Annotated in this window: 12 protein-coding genes and 4 pseudogenes; 9 read left to right on the top strand and 7 right to left on the bottom strand. The window is 71.5% G+C overall.

Annotation, left to right across the window (positions count from 1 at the left end; genetic code table 11):
- Window positions 1–57: 57 nt before the first annotated feature.
- Both ACZ5ON_RS11270 and ACZ5ON_RS11265 read left to right on the top strand, forming a co-directional pair.
- Window positions 58–2,034, top strand: a pseudogene (locus ACZ5ON_RS11270) (BTAD domain-containing putative transcriptional regulator).
- Window positions 2,035–2,708: 674 nt separating this feature from the next.
- Window positions 2,709–3,287, top strand: a complete 579-nt coding sequence (locus ACZ5ON_RS11265) for an AMIN-like domain-containing (lipo)protein (RefSeq protein ID WP_465589071.1) — start codon at window positions 2,709–2,711, stop codon at window positions 3,285–3,287.
- Between the two features lie 214 nt (window positions 3,288–3,501).
- Here the strand turns inward: ACZ5ON_RS11265 and ACZ5ON_RS11260 are convergent, their stop codons facing one another.
- From ACZ5ON_RS11260 to modA, 3 genes are all read right to left on the bottom strand, one after another.
- A complete protein-coding gene (locus ACZ5ON_RS11260; protein ID WP_465589068.1) occupies window positions 3,502–4,566 on the bottom strand; it encodes an ABC transporter ATP-binding protein in 1,065 nt (354 codons plus the stop codon).
- Between the two features lie 175 nt (window positions 4,567–4,741).
- Window positions 4,742–5,593 carry an ABC transporter permease gene (locus ACZ5ON_RS11255; RefSeq protein WP_465589065.1) on the bottom strand — a complete coding sequence of 284 codons (852 nt, stop codon included), beginning with the start codon at window positions 5,591–5,593 and terminating at the stop codon, window positions 4,742–4,744.
- The gene (gene modA / locus ACZ5ON_RS11250; RefSeq protein ID WP_465589062.1) at window positions 5,590–6,405 is read right to left on the bottom strand and encodes a molybdate ABC transporter substrate-binding protein; all 816 of its coding nucleotides are present in this window, start codon (window positions 6,403–6,405) and stop codon (window positions 5,590–5,592) included. The genes ACZ5ON_RS11255 and modA overlap by 4 nt, the downstream gene beginning before the upstream one ends.
- 61 nt (window positions 6,406–6,466) lie before the next feature.
- Between modA and ACZ5ON_RS11245 the strand changes: the two are divergent.
- From ACZ5ON_RS11245 to ACZ5ON_RS11235, 3 genes and pseudogenes are all read left to right on the top strand, one after another.
- Window positions 6,467–7,048, top strand: a pseudogene (locus ACZ5ON_RS11245) (DUF5753 domain-containing protein); the annotation flags it as partial.
- On the top strand, window positions 7,042–7,269 hold the full coding sequence (locus tag ACZ5ON_RS11240; RefSeq protein ID WP_465589421.1) for a Scr1 family TA system antitoxin-like transcriptional regulator: 228 nt from the start codon (window positions 7,042–7,044) through the stop codon (window positions 7,267–7,269). The pseudogene ACZ5ON_RS11245 and the gene ACZ5ON_RS11240, both read left to right, overlap by 7 nt.
- Window positions 7,262–7,465 carry a DUF397 domain-containing protein gene (locus tag ACZ5ON_RS11235; RefSeq protein ID WP_465589059.1) on the top strand — a complete coding sequence of 68 codons (204 nt, stop codon included), beginning with the start codon at window positions 7,262–7,264 and terminating at the stop codon, window positions 7,463–7,465. Before ACZ5ON_RS11240 ends, ACZ5ON_RS11235 begins: the two co-directional genes overlap by 8 nt.
- A gap of 240 nt (window positions 7,466–7,705) precedes the next feature.
- Here the strand turns inward: ACZ5ON_RS11235 and ACZ5ON_RS11230 are convergent, their stop codons facing one another.
- Both ACZ5ON_RS11230 and ACZ5ON_RS11225 read right to left on the bottom strand, forming a co-directional pair.
- A complete protein-coding gene (locus ACZ5ON_RS11230) occupies window positions 7,706–9,205 on the bottom strand; it encodes an IPT/TIG domain-containing protein (RefSeq protein WP_465589056.1) in 1,500 nt (499 codons plus the stop codon).
- Window positions 9,206–9,313: 108 nt separating this feature from the next.
- Window positions 9,314–9,499, bottom strand: a complete 186-nt coding sequence (locus ACZ5ON_RS11225; protein ID WP_465589418.1) for an aromatic-ring hydroxylase C-terminal domain-containing protein — start codon at window positions 9,497–9,499, stop codon at window positions 9,314–9,316.
- Window positions 9,500–9,513: 14 nt separating this feature from the next.
- Between ACZ5ON_RS11225 and ACZ5ON_RS11220 the strand changes: the two are divergent.
- The 3 genes and pseudogenes from ACZ5ON_RS11220 to ACZ5ON_RS11210 form a co-directional block, all read left to right on the top strand.
- Window positions 9,514–9,752, top strand: a pseudogene (locus ACZ5ON_RS11220) (transcriptional regulator); the annotation flags it as partial.
- 133 nt (window positions 9,753–9,885) lie between these two features.
- Window positions 9,886–10,956, top strand: a complete 1,071-nt coding sequence (locus ACZ5ON_RS11215) for an RNA ligase (ATP) (RefSeq protein ID WP_465589053.1) — start codon at window positions 9,886–9,888, stop codon at window positions 10,954–10,956.
- Window positions 10,957–11,068: 112 nt separating this feature from the next.
- The gene (locus tag ACZ5ON_RS11210) at window positions 11,069–12,490 is read left to right on the top strand and encodes a cytochrome P450 (RefSeq protein ID WP_465589050.1); all 1,422 of its coding nucleotides are present in this window, start codon (window positions 11,069–11,071) and stop codon (window positions 12,488–12,490) included.
- 31 nt (window positions 12,491–12,521) lie between these two features.
- On the opposite strand, the pseudogene ACZ5ON_RS11205 reads toward ACZ5ON_RS11210, so the two are convergent.
- Both ACZ5ON_RS11205 and ACZ5ON_RS11200 read right to left on the bottom strand, forming a co-directional pair.
- Window positions 12,522–13,365 (bottom strand): annotated as a pseudogene (locus ACZ5ON_RS11205) (NADP-dependent oxidoreductase).
- Between the two features lie 28 nt (window positions 13,366–13,393).
- On the bottom strand, window positions 13,394–14,479 hold the full coding sequence (locus ACZ5ON_RS11200) for an ADP-ribosylglycohydrolase family protein (RefSeq protein ID WP_465589047.1): 1,086 nt from the start codon (window positions 14,477–14,479) through the stop codon (window positions 13,394–13,396).
- A 262-nt stretch (window positions 14,480–14,741) separates the two neighbouring features.
- Here ACZ5ON_RS11200 and ACZ5ON_RS11195 point away from each other — a divergent pair, with 262 nt between their 5' ends.
- On the top strand, window positions 14,742–15,539 hold the full coding sequence (locus tag ACZ5ON_RS11195; RefSeq protein WP_465589043.1) for an MHYT domain-containing protein: 798 nt from the start codon (window positions 14,742–14,744) through the stop codon (window positions 15,537–15,539).
- Window positions 15,540–15,541: the final 2 nt, after the last annotated feature.

Here is a 15,541-nt window from a genome sequence, read left to right as displayed (position 1 = left end):
ATCGAGTGAGCGCGCTACCGTGACCAGGAGCGATGCCTCCAGAAAGGGTGGTCAAGGGTGGAGGTCGCGTTCGGTGTGCTGGGGCCGGTGATGGCCTGGGACGGTGCTGGCGGTGCGATCGCGTTGAAGGGGCCGCGGCACCGCGCGGTGCTGGCCAGGTTGATCGTCGCCCGCCGCCGCGTCGTCCCGGTCACTCGCCTGGTCGAGGACCTGTGGGAGGACCCGCCCGCTGATGCGGTGGGCGCGGTACGCACGTTCGTGGCCGCGCTGCGCCGTGCGCTGGAGCCGCAGCGCCCGCCCCGTACTCCGGCCCGGTTGCTGGTCACCGAGGGCCCGGGGTACGCGCTGCATGCCGAGCCAGGCGCGGTGGATGCCTGGCGCTTCGAGCAGGTGGTGGCCGCCGCCGCGACCGAGCCACCCCAGCATGCTCTCGCCCGGCTGGAGGATGCGCTGGGGTGGTGGCGCGGCCCCGCCTACGCCGACTTCACCGAGGAGACCTGGGCCCGTGCGGAGCGCTCGCGCCTGGATGAGCTGCGGTTGCACGGCGTCGAGCGGCAGGCCGAGGCCCGACTGGCCTTGGGGCTCGCGGGCGAGGCGGTGCCGGATCTGGACGCGCACGTGGCTGAGCACCCCTGGCGCGAGGACGCCTGGCGACTGCTGGCCCTCGCGTTGTAACGCACCGGTCGCCAAGGCGACGCGCTCGCGGTGCTGCGCCGGGCACGAACGCTCCTCGTTGAACAACTGGGGGTGGATCCAGGCCCGCGCCTGCGCCGCCTGGAGGCGGACATCCTCGACCACGCTGACGACCTCGACCCCGCATCCGGGCCCGGCGGTCCGGCGGCGCGGGTGTGGGCGCAGGCGGCCGCGGCTTACGACCGAACCGTGGCATCCGACGCCCGGGCGCGATTGGAGTCGACGGTGAGCCTGCTGCGCAACCTCGCGGTGACCGGAGGCGGGGGCCTTCAGGCCGCTCGCCAACACCGCTTGGCGGCCATCACGGCGGCGGAAGAACTGGGCGACGCGGAACTGACCGCCCGCGTGATCGGCGCCTACGACGTGCCGGCGATCTGGACCCGTGTCGATGACCCACAGCAGGCCGCGTGGGTCGTGGCGGCGGCCGAGCGCACCCTGGCTGCCCTCCGGCCGGGTGCGCACCCCGCCGCGCAGGCCCGCCTGCTGGCCACGATCGCCCTGGAATCACGCGGCACCCGCTCAGCGCGCGGGCCCCAAGCCGCCCAACGGGCGGAGCAGATCGCCCGGCGGTTGGACGACCCCGCGCTGCTGGCGTTCGCCCTCAACGGCGTGTTCATGCAGACCTTCCACCGCGCGGGTCTGGCCCCGCACCGGGACGAGGTCGGCGCCGAGCTCGTCGCCTTGTCCGCCAGGAACGCCCTGGCCACCTGGGAAGTGCTTGGACACCTCATCCGGCTCCAAGCCCGCAGCGCCCTCGCGGACTTCCCCGCAGCCGACGGGCACGCGGCCGCTGCGGACCGCCTGGCCAAGCGTCATGAACTGCCGCTGGTGGGCGTGTTCACCCAGTGGTACCGGGCGCTGAGGCTCGCCGCGACCGGCGGGACATCGGCGGCCGAGGTGGAAGCGGCCTACCAGGACGCCGCCGCGCGAATGAACGGAGCCGGCATGCCCGGACTGGAACGCGGGCTGCTGCCGCTCGCGCTGCTGTCCCTGCGCCTGTGGCACGCACAGCCCGCCCAGACCGACGAACACACCGACTGGGGACCCTACGAACCTTGGACCCGCCCCCTGGTGCTGCTGGCCCTAGACCGCCGCGGTGAGGTCACAGCGGCGCTGCGTCAACTTCCGGACCCGCCCCGCGACCTGCTGTTCGAGGCCCTGTGGTGCCTCGCCGCACGAGCGGCGATCGCCGTCGGCGACCGGAAGACGATGGAGCGCGCCTACACCGAGCTCACCCCCGCAACGGCGGAGCTGGCCGGGGCAGGCAGCGGCCTGCTCACCCTGGGCCCGGTCTCGAAGCACCTCGACGACCTCGCTACCGCCCTCCGGCATCCTCGGTGAGCCCCGACCGCCTACGGCATCGACGAAGGACAACTCGACGTACGGACCGACCGGGTCCAACCCCACCGGTACAGCCTCGCCCGCAGCCATGCACCCCTGGCCCGCTCACCTCGCAGGACTAGGTTTGGTGGCACAGAACCGCAGCGGACTGACTCCGCTGTCAAACGACTCGATTGGATGGCAGCGGACAGCCAAGGTCATTCCTGGGACCTGGGGCGCCCAGAAGAACTGAGACGCGGGGACGTCGGCAATTTCAGTCGATCTGGTCCGAACCGAACGGATGCCTGCCGCTGTCTCAGATGATCTGGTCTATCTCTGCTGTCACGCGGCTGGAGCAGGGGCTAGTCGCGGGGCGCGTCGAAGCTGGTCATCGTCCAGGCGCCGCGTCCACGGCTTGGAGATGCGCCAGAGGTAGTTGCCAACGGGTCAGGCGCTCGTGGGGTCCTTGTTCTCTTGTGCGACCAGCTCGGCCTGGAGATCGCGACCGGTGCGGTTCGGGTGCAGGACCCAGGCGCAGGGAGATCGCCCCCGGGAGTTGTACCGTGGTCGCCTAACACCCGGCGCTGCGGAAATGCTGACGAAGGGTCAACTGATCGGCCGATCCGTGCAACCCGCGACCGTCCGTGCGCGTATTTCCGTAAAAGGGATATCCACCTCTATCCAGGAGACGGAACATGCGACGTTGGACCACGGTGCCTGTGGCAATCGCCCTCGCGGTGGCGGGGACTGCGGCGGTACCGGCCGTGGCCTCGGCGGCCACCCGGCCGGCGGCGGCCCAGTGCGCGGCTGACTGGGGCAGTCTCTCGAAGAACGACTCCTCATTCACCTCGAACCAGTTGGTGAACATCCGCACCGGGCAGAACCCCTGCTACGACCGGCTGGTGTTCGACGTGCCCGGCGCCTCCGGCAGCCGCCGGGTCGGTTATCACGTCCAGTACGTGGACCAGTTGTTCCAGCAGGGCTCCGGTACGCCGATACCGGTCAAGGGCGGGGCCGTCCTGGAGGTCGTGCTCACGGCCTCCGCCATGGACTTCGGCGCCGGCAAGCCGAGTTACCCGGGCCGGGTCGGGCAGCCGCTGCCCGGGGTGGACCTCACGGGCTACCACGCCTTCACCGACGCCCAGTTCGCGGGCAGCTTCGAGGGCTACACGCAGCTGGGCGTCGGTGTGCGGGCCCGGCTCCCGTTCCGGGTCTTCCAGCTCGACGACCGGCTGGTCGTGGACGTGGCCCACGACCGGGGCGCCACCGGCTGACCGCGACGCCCAGTGCCATTGCAGCCGCGGTGAGTTGCCGTCGCATCTGTTTTTTTCCGAGCTTCCGGGCGCCTGGGGTGCCATGGGGCAGCCGGCGGGAGGCGCGTCTGTCAGTGCACGCACCTCCTGCCCGTGTCGATCACCACCAAACACGCATGGAAGGTGACGTTCGGTGGCGGAAGTCGACCGGTTGGATCCGGGTCGAGGCCCGGCCTCAGGCCGGGTAGGCGTGGGTCTGGGCGGCCTTGACGGTGGCCCAGACCGTGGCACCCGGGGCCAGGTCGAGTTCGGCGGCGGCGGCCGGGGTGAGGTCGGCGGCGAGCGGGAGTGCGCCGGTGAGGTCGACGCGCACCTGGTCGCCGTGCAGGTCGAGACCGGCCACCTCCAGTTGCCAGACGTTGCGGGCGCTGGATCTGGGGCGGGTGCGGTGCAGTGTGACGGCCGCGGGCGGGAAGGCGACGAAGGCGGGCCCGGCCAGCTCCTCGGTGGTGGCCAGCTTCTCGCCGACCGGAAGGGTGACGGTGTGCCCGTCGGCCGTGCCCTGGTAGAGGTTGAGGCCGACCAGTCGGGCGATGTAGTCGGTGCGCGGGTGGCGGGCGATCTCGGACGGTGTCCCGGTCTGCACGACCCGGCCGCCCTCGATCACCACCAGGCGGTCGGCCAGCACCATCGCGTCCAGCGGATCGTGGGTGACCAGCACCGCCACCGCCTCGAACTCGGCGAGCCGGCGGCGCAGTTCCGCCCGCACCTCCAGTCGGGTGCGGGCGTCCAGCGCGGCCAGCGGCTCGTCCAGCAGCAGCAGGCGCGGCCGCACGGCCAGGGCACGGGCGAGCGCGACCCGCTGTGCCTGGCCGCCGGAGAGCGCCCGGGGCTTGCTCTCGGTGTGCTCCGCCAGGCCCAGGCGCTCCAGCCAGGGCCTGGCCTGGGCACGGGAGGTCTTCTTGTCCGCGCCCCGGCAGCGCAGGCCGAAGGCGACGTTGTCGAGGGCGCTCAGATGCGGGAAGAGCAGGTAGTCCTGGAAGACCACGCCGACCGGGCGGGACTCGGCCGGGGTGTGCAGGCCGGTGGCCGGGTCCTCAAGGGCGGTGCCGTCGAGGCGCAGGTGCCCCTCGGCGAGGGGGAGCAGGCCGGCCAGCGCGCGCAGGGCGGTGGACTTGCCGGCGCCGTTGGGCCCGAGCAGCGCCAGGACCTCGCCGGCGGCCGCGGTCAGCGAGAGGTCGAGGCGGAAGGCGCCGCGGTCGATCCGCAGCTGGGCGTCGAGGGCGGGAGGCGGGGTCATCGGCTGGTCTCCGTCGGGTGGAGCTCTCGGTGGGGCGGGTGGACGATCGGCGGCGCGGGGGTCGGGCGGGTTCGCGGCGAGCCGGGCGGATCCAGATTGCCGCGAGGGGCGGAGCGGGGCCCGACCGTGCAGGAGGGGCGATCGGGCGGCGCCCCTGGTTCCGGCCGTACCGCCTTCAGGGCGTTGCCGTCCAGCGGTCGCGGAGACCGGCGAGGACGGTGATCGAGACGGCGAGCAGGACCAGGCTGAGCGCGATGGCGGCCTCCGGGTCGGACTCCATGGCCAGGTAGACCGCGAGGGGCATGGTCTGGGTCTGGCCGGGGAAGTTGCCGGCGAAGGTGATGGTGGCGCCGAACTCGCCCAGCGCCCGGGCCCAGGCGAGCACCGCACCGGCCCCGATGCCGGGCGCGATCAGCGGCAGGGTGACCCGGCGGAACGCGGTCAGCCGGGAGGCGCCCAGGGTGGCGGCGGCTTCCTCGTAACGGGGGTCGGCGGCGCGCAGCGCGCCCTCGACGCTGATCACCAGGAAGGGCATCGCGACGAAGGCCTCGGCCAGCACCACGCCCGAGGTGTGGAACGGAAGGGTGATCCCGAAGGCCGAGTCCAGCCAGCGGCCGAGGATGCCGTTGCGTCCGAGGACCAGCAGCAGGGCCACCCCGCCGACCACCGGCGGCAGCACCAGCGGCAGGGTGACCAGCGCCCGGATCAGCCGGCGGCCCGGGACGTCGGTACGGGCCAGCAGCCAGGCCAGCGGCACGCCGACCAGCAGCGAGAGGGCGGTTGCCGCGGTGGCGGAGATCAGCGACAGGCGCAGCGCGTCCCACACCTCGGTGCTGGAGAGCCGGGTGGGCAGCGAGCTCCACGGCGTCCGGACGAGCAGCCCGACCAGCGGCAGGACCAGGAAGGCCAGCCCGAGCAGGGCGGGCAGCACCAGGGCGTACGGGATGCGCGCGGAGCGCCGCCGCGTCCGGGGCCGTGGAGAGACGGCCGGGTCGGGCGCGACGGCAGTGGGCGGGATGGGGCTCACGGTGCCTGGAAGCCCGCCGCGGTGAGCACCTGCCCGGCTTCGGCGGACTGGACGTAGGCGACGAAGGCCGCCGCGCCGCCCGCGTTGGGCGCCTTGGAGAGGGCGGTGATCGGGTAGTCGTTCACGGCCTTGGCGGCCTCGGGGAAGTCCACACCGTCGATCTTGCCGGCGTCGGCCCGGACATCCGTCCGGTACACCAGCGAGGCGTCCACCTCGCCGAGTTCGACCTTGGTGAGCGCGGCCTTGACGTCCTGTTCCTGGGTGACCGGGGTGAGGCTGACGCCGGCCGCGTCGAGCGCGGTCAGGGCCGCCGAGCCGCACGGCACCTGCTTCGCGCACAGCGCGACCTTCAGACCGGAGCCGGCCAGGTCCCCCAGCGAGGCGATGTGCTTCGGGTTGCCCTTGGGGACGGCGATCTCCAGGGTGTTGCGGACGAAGACCTTCGGCTCGCCCGCGGCGTCCTTGGCATCGGTGACGGTCTTCATGGTGGCCGGGCTGGCGGCGGCGAAGACGTCGGCCGGGGCGCCCGAGACGATCGACTGGGCGAGGGCCGAGCTGCCGCCGAAGTTGAACCTGACCGTGGTGCCCGGGTGCGCGGCCTCGAACTTCTTGCCGAGGTCGGTGAAGGTCCCCTGCAGCGAGGCGGCGGCGAAGACCGTTATCGTGCCCGACACCTTGGACGGCGAGGCGGACGAGGAGTCGCCCCCGCCGGACGCGTTGCCGGAACCGCCGCTGCCGCAGGCGCTGAGCCCGGTGGCGAGGGAGAGGGCGGAGACGGCGGCGATCGCGGTGCGGCGCATGGTGGTGGTCATTCGGCGGTCCCCTCTGCCGCGCCGCGGACGGCGCAGGAGCTCGTAGCTTGAGGCGATCATAGTGTCGCGGTTACGGCACCAGAAAGCACTTCGTCCTTGCACCAGCCATGTCCGAGCGCTGCTGATCCCCGTAGGTGCGAAGGCTCGGACAGGTCGGCACGAAACGGGCTCTTGCGGACCAGCAGGGTACCGAGTTCTCCCGCGTTCGCGGCAGGGACGGCGTCGACCTCGATGTCTGATCGAGGAACGAGGGACGGGCTGGTGGGAGGAGTACAGCCATAGCCTGACCACCGACCTGCTCGACGTGGCTGCGATCGAGGCTCATGCCCGGAGGATCTCTACCTACTCGATCACCTTCGTACCCGGGCTGCTCCAGACCCCGGCCTACGCGGCCTCGGTATTCGCTCGTGCGATCCCAGCGCTGCCGCGCTCAGATGTCGATCTCAGGATGGCTTTCCGCCTGCAGAGGCAGCAGATCGTCCGATCGGGCGCGACGCCCTGTACGGCGTCCATCCACGAAGCCGCACGCCACATGCAGTTCAGCGGGCCGGAGGTACTCGCCGAGCAGCTCGGTGCTCTCATCGAGGATTCCCAGAGCCCAGGCATCTCAGTTCGAGTTGTCCCGTTCGACATCGAATCGCTGCCGGCCCCAGCGAGAACTTCGTCTACGTCGAGGGCCTGGTCCCCGAGCTGGACACCGTACAGATTGACATCAGCTTCGGCTGCCCGCTCTTCGATGCGCCCTCCGACCTGTCAAGTTACCGCGAGATCCTCGCCCGCGTGGCATCCGTAGCACTCTCGGAGGAAGACTCGCGCGACTTCATCCGGTCCATCAAGAAGGAGATAGAGGGCAAACATGAATAGCCCCGCATGGCAGAAGTCCAGCTACTCCGGCTCAAGTAACGCGTGTGTCGAGGTACGTACCGTCAACGGACTGGTCGAACTCCGCGAGTCCGAAGACGGCGACATCATCGTCCGCACCACCCCCGTCAAGTTCGCCAACTTCCTCCAGGGCGTCAAGGCCGGGGAGTTCGACCACCATGGTGACTTCGCCGGCTGACGCGACGGCGGCCCCTCGCTCCAGTGAGCGAGGGACCGCTTCAAGCACAACAGCGCCCCCCGCCCGACGTCGCTTCGAAGCCCGTCATCCACGCCGTCCGATCCGCGGCGACCTGACCCGCCGTGCTTGCCGCCGACTCGTCGCGGCGGCTGCGGATCGTCGCCCGGCACTGTTCGACTGGTCGGCGGCAAGGGCCCGGGGCTGCTCGAAGAGCCGCCCCGGGAACGGGAAGTGCGGACGCTACCGTCCGGTGTAGGTGAACTCGTCGTCCGGGCTGGTGGGAGAGGTGGCCTTGCCGACCGTCACGGTGATGTTCACCGTCTGGTGGTCGTCGAGCTGACCGGGGGCGGTTGCGATGATCTGGCCGGTGGAGACGAACTTGACCGAAGCGGATGCCTTGTCCTTGAAGTGCACGGTGGCGCCGTTGGCGAAGCCCGAGCCGCTGATGGTGACCGGGGTGCCGATCTTTCCGCTGGTCGGGCTGACCGCACGGACCACCACGGGCGCGGGTCCGCCATAGGCGAACTGCCCCATCGCGACGGCCGGGGAGGTGCCGAGGGTGTTGGTGACGCGGACGTGGACCACGCCGGTTCCGTTGGGGACCTGAGCGGTGATCCTGGTACCGGAAGGATGGATGTCGCGCTTGGTGCAGGCGAAGTGGCCGAAGTCGACCACACTGTCCGGGCTGAAACCGTGGCCGTGGATGGTCACCGTGGCGCCTGCTGCGCCGAAGGTGGGGGTCACGTCGGTCACCACCGGCCCGGAAGGGACGGCAGGCGCCCCCACCAGGGCCAGATAGGTGGAGTTGGCGTGCTGGAAGGCGACCTGGCCGAGGAAGTCCTGGGTCGTCTTGTTGACCAGGTTCCTGGCGAACCTCGTGTATCCGGTGTTCATCTGGTGGAGCGCGCCGGGCTGGACGTAGATGTTGCCGTTGGTGCGCTTGGAGATCGCCTCGATGAGCAGCTTCACTTCTTCGGTCGCCTGCGGTCCCGGCTTCGGGTACCAGCGGGTGGTGGTGTCGAGATCGGCCCACGCGTGCGGTACCAGGTCGAAGGCGTTGTTGTGGCGTTCGTTGATGACCCACGGCAAGGAGTCGACGTAGTCGACGAAGCTCTGCAGGCCGGCGGTGGGAGCGGCATAGGTGATCACCGCGAACTTCGGCTGTTTCGGCCAGGTCTGTGCCTGCACGTACGGCGCGAGCATGGTGGCGATGCAACCGCCCAGGCTGTGACCGGTCAGATAGACGGTCGGCTGCGGCGAGGAGGGCGCCGACTCGAGCGCGGCGGAGAGCGCCTGAGCGAGCGTGACGTTCGGGGAGGGCGAGGCGATCGAGCGGGCGTTGACGACCCGTTTGAACGCGTCCATCGCCCCCTTGGAGACGGCGACGGGCGTCGGCGAACCACTTTCGGGGAACGGGACGACCGTGCCGACATCGAGGTCCTCGAGGATGTCGGTCAGATCGGCGTCCGTTCCGCGAGCGACCACGGCGAACTCGTTCGAGCCGTTGGTGCTCCGTGCGATGTAGGCCATGTTGGCGTTGGCCTCGCTCAGCGCGAGCCACACCAGCTCCCACGCGCCTTGCGTCGCAAGGCTGGTGTTGTCCAGCTGCGCGTCGATGCCGGTGATGATTCGTTTGGTGTGATGCTCCAGGGTTTCCCCGGACGGAATCGGGGTGGCCCCGGTGGCTGCAAGGGCAGCCAGGGTCATGGTCACCTGGGCGGTTGTCGGATCGGGTGCCATCGTCGTTCCTGCTCCTCGGATGTTCTGCCGGTGCGGAGGCGGGCCGGTCTTTCGGCAGCATCAGGGCAGATCCGTGCCGAACCGACCGTCAGAGTGGATCGCGCACAATCAGAACCCCCCTCTGCGTTGTCCGGTGCTTTTCCTGACTTCAGGTTGACAAGGTTCACCTTGTTGGCCGTTCGTCATGCGTTCGCGCGGTCCGCCGAGCCAGGTGCGCAGCGCGGTCGCCAGAGCTGCGGTGTCCGCGGGCGGGCCCGGGGCGGCGGCCCAGGCGACGATGCCGTCGGGGCGGATGGGCGCGCCCTCTGAATGTCGCCACGGGCATCGTCCCGTTCTCGGCGCAGCGGACCGTGTGGCCCGTGCCGGCTTTCACGATCTTCGACGGCAGCAGGGTCCACGCGGACACGCTGGACGCCGCCCCCACACTCACGCAGCCCGGCCAGGTCGATCTGTACGCCCGAGCCTTTGAACGGCTCTCGCAGGGGCAGCGCGGGCGCAGAGGCGCGCACTTGTGGTGGGCGCCTTGGCCTCCCTGCAATCGAGTTGAGCACACAGGCCATCCGAGTCGGACGTCAGCTTCCCGTAGCGCTCGAAAACCCTTGGCGCCGCGCGGCGCCCGCCCGACAGAGTGGATCTCGTCCGATTCACGGACATTCCGAAACGGGGAGGACGAAACCGCCATGTCCACACTGCGGGTCACCGCCGAGCGCCTGACCATCCTGGAGCACCCGAACGCGGACGCCCTGGAGCTGGCGCAGATCGGCCTCTACCGGGCGGTCGTGCCCAAGGGGGCCTACCGGACCGGGGACTTCGCGTGCTACATCCCCGAGCAGTCGGTGCTGCCGCCGGAGCTGATCGAGGAGTTGGGGCTGACCGGCCGGCTCGCCGGCAGCAAGGCCGACCGGGTCAAGGCGGTACGGCTGCGCGGCGAGCTGTCGCAGGGCATCGTCTGCCGTCCCCGGGCCCTGGCCGGGGTCGATCTGGCGCAGGCGGCCGAGCAGGGCACGGACTTCGCGGAACTGCTCGGCATCACCAAGTGGGCACCGCCGGTGCCGACCATGATGAGCGGCGAGGTCGAATCGGCGCCGGACCTGCTGCCCTGGGTGGACATCGAGAACCTCAAGCGCTTCCCCGAGGTCTTCGAGCCGGGCGAGCCGGTGGTGGTCACCGAGAAGCTGCACGGCAGCTGCTGCCTGCTCACCTTCCACGCCGACTCCGGTACCGTCCAGGTCTCCTCGAAGGGGATCGGCGCACAGGGGCTCGCGCTGAAGGAGGACGAGCGCAACCTGTACTGGCGCGCCGTCCGGGCTTACGGCATACCGGAGTTGGCCGCCCGGCTGGCCGAGCGGCTGGGGGCGAGCCGGATCGGGATCTTCGGTGAGGTCTTCGGCGAGGGCGTGCAGGACCTCGGCTACGGGGCGTCCAGCCGTACCGAACAGCCGCCCGGGTACGCGGCCTTCGACGTCTCGGCGGTGATCGACGGCCAGCTGCGCTGGCTGGACGCGCCCCGACTGCTCGCGGGCGAGCTGCCGTTGGCCCCCGAGCTGTGGCGCGGCCCGTTCGACGCGGCCCGGGTGCTGGAGCTGGCCGAAGGCAAGGAGACGGTCTCCGGCCGCCGACTGCACACCAGGGAGGGCGTGGTGGTCCGGCCGGCGGTCGAGCGGTACAGCCCGGTCCTGGGCGGCCGGGCGATCGTCAAGGCCGTCGGCGGCGGCTACCTCACCCGCAAGGGCGGCACCGAGTACGAATGAGCACTGCGGGGTGTGGCCGTGATCGCGGCCGCGCCCCATTGGGCCTCTTATGTTCTGACGGATGCTCGGATAGTTTGAGCGGGCCCGAACAGTCGTCCCGATCGGAGCATCCATGCCTGCTACTCGAATACCCGGACCGGCCGGACTCCCGCTGATCGGTTCCATGCTCGACCTCCGCCGGGACCCCCTCGGGGTGTATCTGGACGCCCGCCGGAACCACGGCGGCGTGGCCCGGATCAGCGCCGGACCGCCCGGGGTGCGCGCGGAGTTCTACCTGGTCTCCTCACCGGAGGGCGCCCAGCAGGTACTGGCCACCCAGGCGGCGAACTTCCGCAAGGAGAACGCCATCTACGAGGAGATCAGGGAGAGCTTCGGCAACGGTCTGCTCACCGCGCAGGACGACGACTACCGGCGCCAGCGCCGCCTGGTGCAGCCGCTGTTCACCCAGCGCCGGGTGAACGGCTACGCGGACGCGATCGGCGTGGAGGCCGAGGCCCTGGCCGAGCGCTGGACGGCGGCGACGGGCGGAGCGGCCGACGGCGTGGTGGACGCGGTGGAGGAGATGTCGCGGTTCGCACTGCGCACCGTGGCCCGGATCCTGTTCGGCGCCGACGTGGAGGACGCGATCAGGGCGGTGCGCAGTAGCTTCCCCCTGCTGGGTCACTACACCGTCTCGCGCGGCTTCTCGCCGGTCCGCATCCCGCGCGACTGGCCGACCCCCGGCAACCGGCAGGCGATGGCGGCCAAGCGGGAGCTCTACCGGGTCTGCGACGAGATCATCGCCCGGCGGCGGACACGGGACGGCGAGCGGGAGACGGACGACCTGCTCGGGCTGCTCGCGGCGGCGCGCGGTGAGGACGGTGAGCAACTCGACCCCGCCGAACTGCGCGACCAGGTCCTCGTCTTCCTGCTGGCCGGGCACGAGACCACCTCCACCTCGCTCACCTTCGCGCTGCAACTCCTCGGACTGCACCCCGAGGAGCAGGCCCGGGCCCGGGCCGAGGTGGACGCGCTGCTCGGCGACGGCCGCCGTCCACGGGCGAGTGATCTCGCCGAACTGCCTTACCTGACCCAGGTGCTGAAGGAGGCGATGCGGCTCTACCCGGCGGCTCCCGCGATCGGACGCCGCTCGGTGGCCGAGTCCGTGGTGGACGGGGTGGTGATCCCGGCCGGTGCTGACGTGCTGGTCGCGCCGTACGCGGTGCACCGCCACCCGCTGCACTGGGCGGAGCCGGAGCGCTTCGACCCGGAGCGGTTCACCCCCGAGCGCGAGGCCGCCCGGCACCGGTACGCCTGGTTCCCGTTCGGCGGTGGGCCGCGGGCCTGTATCGGGCAGCACTTCTCGATGCTGGAGTCGGTGCTCGGACTCGCGGTCTTCCTGCGGGCGTTCGAGGTGGAGACGGTGGGCGCCGCGGTCCAGCTCGGACAGGGCGTCACCCTGGAGGTGCGGGGGCCGGTCAGGATCCGGCTGACGCCGCGGCAGCGCGTCGGCGGGGCGCGCGGGGCGCGCGGGGCGGTACCGGCGACCGAGTAGTGCGCCGGTACGGGCTCTGCGCGCCCGGGGTTCACGGCGCCACGGCCAGGACGATCTTGCCGCCGGCCCGGTTGGTCTGGCCGCGCTCGTGGGCCCTGGCGGCCTCGGCCAGCGGTACGACGGTGTCGATCTCGACCCGCAGCCGGCCGCTCTCGACCAGGGCGGCGATCTCGCGCAGCGCCTGCCGGTCGGGTTCGACCAGCATGAAACGCGGCCCGGATCCCCGCCGCGCGGGCCTGCTCGGCGGGGAAGTCCTCCGCCAGCGGCAGGATGGAGACCAGGGTGCCGCCCGGCCGCAGCGTGCGCAGCGAGCGGGCGCCGTACTCGCCGCCGACGGTGTCCAGGACGACATCGACGTCGCTGATCGTCTCGGCGAAGTCCTGCAGGGCGTAGTCGACCATTTCGTCCGCGCCGAGGCCCCGGACGAAGTCGTGCTTGGCCGTCCGGGCGGTGCCGATCACGTGTGCGCCGAGGGACTTGGCGATCTGCACGGCCAGGTGGCCGACGCCGCCGGCCGCCGCGTGGACCAGGACCCGCTGCCCGGGCCGGACGCCGGCGGTGTCCACCAGGGCCTGCCAGGCGGTCAGCGCGGCGAGCGGGAGGGCGGCACCGCGGATGTGGTCCAGGCCGGCCGGACGCCGGGCGAAGTGCCGGGCGGGGGCGGTCACGTACTCGGCGTAGGCGCCGGCCGGGTGCGGGAAGCGCGGCATGCCGAACACCTCGTCGCCCGGCTGGAAGAGGGTGACCCCGCGGCCGACCTCCGCCACCACCCCGGAGACGTCGAAGCCCAGGACGAACGGAGTCCTGGTACCGACGGCGAACTCGCCGCGCTCGCGGGTCTTCCAGTCGGCCGGATTGACGCCCGCGGCGTGCACCCGGACCAGGACCTCCCCGGGACCGGGATCAGCGCGGGAGGTGGTTGCCCGGGGTGTCCAGCGGGTAGCGGTCGGCGAGGCGGGCGCGGTCGTTGTGGATGAAGTACGCCACCAGGTCGTCGGCGACCTGGACGATGGTGTCCCGGCCCTCCACCGTGCCGGTCCACTCCGGCGGGAGGCCGGCCAGTCCGTGGACGGCACCGAGCAGGTTGCCGCAGACGGAGCCGGTGGAGTCGGAGTCGCCGGAGTGGTTGACCGACAGCAGCAGCGCCTGGCGCACGTCGCCGGTCCGGGCGGCGTGCAGTGCGCAGTGGACCGCGACGGCCAGGCACTCCTCGGCGATCCAGCCGAGGCCGACCTGCTCGACCCCCTCGGCGGAGGGCGGAGCGGTGTCGGCCGCCGTGACCGCGCGGCGCAGCGCTTCGACGGTCTCGGTGCCGTGCGGCTTGGCGGCGACCTGGGCGATGGTCTCGTTCACGGCCCGCCGTAGCTCGGTGCCGTTCGCCACCCGGTCGACCAGGGCCGCGAAGGCGCCGGCGGCGAGGTAGCCGGTGGGGTGGCCGTGCGTCAACTGGGCGCAAGTGGCGGCCAGTTCGAAGGAGAGCTCGGGGCCGAGCCGGGCCAGGCCGAACGGGGCCGAGCGCATCACGGTGCCGCAGCCCTTGGAGTTGGCGTTGACCGGGCCGAACTTGCCGAACGGCGCCGGGGTCTTGAAGCTGTTGCGCTGGTCCATCAGGCCGCTGGTGCAGGCGTTGCCGGGAGCCCGACTGGCGTACAGGAAGGGCTGGGCCAGCAGCCAGCCGTCCGGCGCGGCCTCCGGCCGTGGCAGCCGTTGGGTCAGCATCCAGCGCTGGTAGGCGGCGCACATCGTCGGCGCGAGATGGGCACCGGGCGGGCAGCGCAGCAGGCCCTCGGCCGTGAACAGGGTCATCTGGGTGTCGTCGGTGACCTCGATCGGCCGGTCGGTGGGGAAGGAGGTCACGCCCTGCGGGCCGTAGCGGTCGCGGATCTGGTCCAGCCCCAGGAACTCGACGGGCCAGCCGAGGGCGTCGCCTACCGCGCCGCCGAGCAGCGAACCGCGTACCCGGTCGGCGAACTGTGCGAGGTCGGTCATGTCAAGATCATCGCAGAGCCCGGCGGCGGACTGGTCGCCCGGGGCGCACGCCGGCGCGCGAGCGGTGGTACGCCGGGCCGTGGGTAGGGGTGGCGCACCATTCGAGCACACTCCCGGGCCTTTGTGGGCAGCTTTTCACATCTTCTGGTGACCGATTGCGGACGCTGGGTAGCGTCCAGCGCATCCGAGATCGAAAGCGCTTATGCGAAAGGCATATGACGGTTCGTCAGGCGCGCGACGGTCCTGTGCCCCGGAGGCCCCGATGGGAACCCTGCACCACTTCAGCTTCGGCTGGCTCACACCGATCCTCGCGTACCTGATGGCGTGCGTGGGTGCCGCACTCGGCCTGCGCTGCACGCTGCGCGCGCTGTCCGCCACCGGCACCGCCCGGCGCAACTGGCTGCTCACCGCGGCCGCCGCGCTCGGCTCGGGCATCTGGACCATGCACTTCGTCGCGATGTTCGGGTTCAGCGTGAGCGGCACCGAACTGCGCTACAACGTCCCGATCACCGTCCTCAGTCTGCTGGTCGCCGTCCTGGTGACCGGGGCCGGGGTGTTCGTGGTCGCCCACGGCCGGCACCGGAACCGGGCGCTGGCACTCGGCGGACTCACCACCGGCCTCGGCGTCGCGGCCATGCACTACCTGGGCATGACCGCCGTCCGGATCCACGGCGCCATCGACTACGACCCGGCCACGGTGAGCCTGTCGGTGCTCATCGGCGTCGGCGCCGCCACCGCCGCGCTCTGGGCCGCCGTCACCATCCGCAACGTGTACGCGGCCGCGGCGGCCTCGCTGGTCATGGGCATCGCGGTGACCTGCATGCACTACACCGGCATGGCCGCAGTCCACGTCCACATGCACCCCGTCCGCGCCGAGCTCGGCGGCGCCACCCCGATGGAGTTCGTCTTCCCGCTCGCGGTCGGACTCGGCTCCTTCCTCTTCCTCACCTCGGCCTTCGTCGCGCTCTCCCCGACCACCCAGGAGCGCGCCGCCTACCGCGAGGCCGGCGAACTCACCGTGGAGGACCAGCGCCCCGCCGACCTCGACCACGCGGCTTGAAC

The sequence above is a fragment of the Kitasatospora sp. NPDC032150 genome, assembly GCF_055579945.1.
This window is presented reverse-complemented; position numbering and strand designations above follow the sequence as displayed.

Coding starts and splice junctions, on each gene's coding strand:
- ACZ5ON_RS11265 (WP_465589071.1), top strand. CDS start 2,709: ATGCGACGTTGGACCACGGTGCCTGTGGCAATCGCCCTCGCGGTGGCG.
- ACZ5ON_RS11260 (WP_465589068.1), bottom strand. CDS start 4,566: ATGACCCCGCCTCCCGCCCTCGACGCCCAGCTGCGGATCGACCGCGGC.
- modA (WP_465589062.1), bottom strand. CDS start 6,405: ATGACCACCACCATGCGCCGCACCGCGATCGCCGCCGTCTCCGCCCTC.
- ACZ5ON_RS11235 (WP_465589059.1), top strand. CDS start 7,262: ATGAATAGCCCCGCATGGCAGAAGTCCAGCTACTCCGGCTCAAGTAAC.
- ACZ5ON_RS11230 (WP_465589056.1), bottom strand. CDS start 9,205: ATGGCACCCGATCCGACAACCGCCCAGGTGACCATGACCCTGGCTGCC.
- ACZ5ON_RS11215 (WP_465589053.1), top strand. CDS start 9,886: ATGTCCACACTGCGGGTCACCGCCGAGCGCCTGACCATCCTGGAGCAC.
- ACZ5ON_RS11210 (WP_465589050.1), top strand. CDS start 11,069: ATGCCTGCTACTCGAATACCCGGACCGGCCGGACTCCCGCTGATCGGT.
- ACZ5ON_RS11200 (WP_465589047.1), bottom strand. CDS start 14,479: ATGACCGACCTCGCACAGTTCGCCGACCGGGTACGCGGTTCGCTGCTC.
- ACZ5ON_RS11195 (WP_465589043.1), top strand. CDS start 14,742: ATGGGAACCCTGCACCACTTCAGCTTCGGCTGGCTCACACCGATCCTC.